1 protein-coding gene and 1 pseudogene are annotated in these 1,359 nt (G+C 75.3%); one reads left to right on the top strand and one right to left on the bottom strand.

Annotated features, from left to right (window positions below; translation table 11 throughout):
- Positions 1–717, top strand: a pseudogene (locus tag ACFWTC_RS38960) (PE family protein); the annotation flags it as partial.
- A 127-nt stretch (positions 718–844) separates the two neighbouring features.
- Here the strand turns inward: ACFWTC_RS38960 and ACFWTC_RS38955 are convergent.
- Entirely contained in the window at positions 845–1,213 is a 369-nt protein-coding gene (locus ACFWTC_RS38955; RefSeq protein ID WP_384030741.1) for a hypothetical protein, read from the bottom strand.
- Between the last annotated feature and the right edge of the window lie 146 nt (positions 1,214–1,359).

The raw sequence follows: 1,359 nt of genomic DNA, 5'->3' as shown, positions 1-1,359 counted from the left end.
GGTGCGGGGGGTCCTGGCGGCAACGGTGTCCTGGGCGGGGTCGGTGGTGCGGGCGGCAGCGGCGGCACCGGCCTCGGCAGCGGCAGCGGCGGGGCGGGCGCCGTCGGCGGCAATGCCGGCCCCAATGGCGCGGCGGGCGGCAACGGCGGCACCGGCGCGGCCGGCGGTCTGACCGGTGCCGGCGGTGCGGGCGGAGCAGGCGGAGCGGGCACCCGCGGGGGTGCGGGCGGCATCGGCGGCGCGGGCGGCAACTCCGGGGCCGACGCTGGCGCAGGTGGCCGCGGCGGCCTCGGCGGCGCCGGCGGATCCAACGGCGGTGCCGGTGGTAACGCGGGCAACGGCGGCATCGGCCACGGTGGCGGTGCGGGCGGTAACGGCGGTGCCGGTGGCATCAACAGTTCCGGCAACGGCGGCAAGGGCGGGAAGGCCGGCAACGGCGGCAACGGCAGCTCCGGCGGCGCCTACCCGGGCGGTGCCGCAGGCATCGGCGGCGCGGGCGGCATCAGTAACGGGGGCATCCTCAACTCCGGCGGCAACGGCGGCAACGGAGGCAACGGCGGCGCGAAATCCGGTGCCAGCGCCGATGGCGCCTGCGGCATCGGCGGCGCCGGCGGCAACGCCACCGGGGGCCTGCTCTTCGACGGCGGCACTGGCGGCAAAGGCGGGACCTTCGGCGGCGGCAGCCCCTGCGCAAACGGAGCCAACGGAACACCGTGACCTACCGCCGACCCGAGATGTGACAGCCGCACCCTGAACGGCGCCGGTGCCACGGGGAGTCGATGAGCCGACTCCCCGTGGCACCGGCGCGCGCCGTGGCGTTCCCGGGGGAACTGCCCCCGCAGCGTCAGGGCGAGAGGGGAGGCGTGGGGGTGGCCGGCAGCACGCAGCCTGCAGCGGCCGCTGCGGTCTTCAGGGCGGCAGCAGCCGCATCGTCGGCCGTCTTCTGGGCCTTGAGGGCTTCCGCCGCCGTGGCCTGAGCGGCGGCCGGGTCGGCGGCAATGACCAGGGCGGCGGCCATGCTGGCCGAATACGTGACGTTGGCGGCCGCGAAGGCCGCTGCCGCGGTGGCCGCGTCCTTGAGCAGACCCACACACGCGGCGGGATCGGGGGCAACGGGAGCGGCAGCCGTGGCTGACGATGCGGACAACAGACCGCCGCCGACCACCAGGACCGAAGTGGCAAGGGACATCGCGGCTACACGACGAAGCTTCATGGTCGAACTCCTGACACATCAAGGGGATGAGCCCACGAAGGGCAGAACCGGAACCGGAACCGCAACGAACGGGCGCAGCCACAGCACAGGCGACGAGATGCGCTGCCCGTGAAGTGGCAAGCCACAGCACGGCTTCCCACCAGAGC

It is taken from the genome of Streptomyces sp. NPDC058619, from assembly GCF_042717785.1.
In the GTDB taxonomy this organism is placed as follows: Bacteria; Actinomycetota; Actinomycetes; order Streptomycetales; family Streptomycetaceae; genus Streptomyces.
Note: the sequence above shows the minus strand (reverse complement) of the source record. Positions and strands in the feature narration are given on the sequence as shown.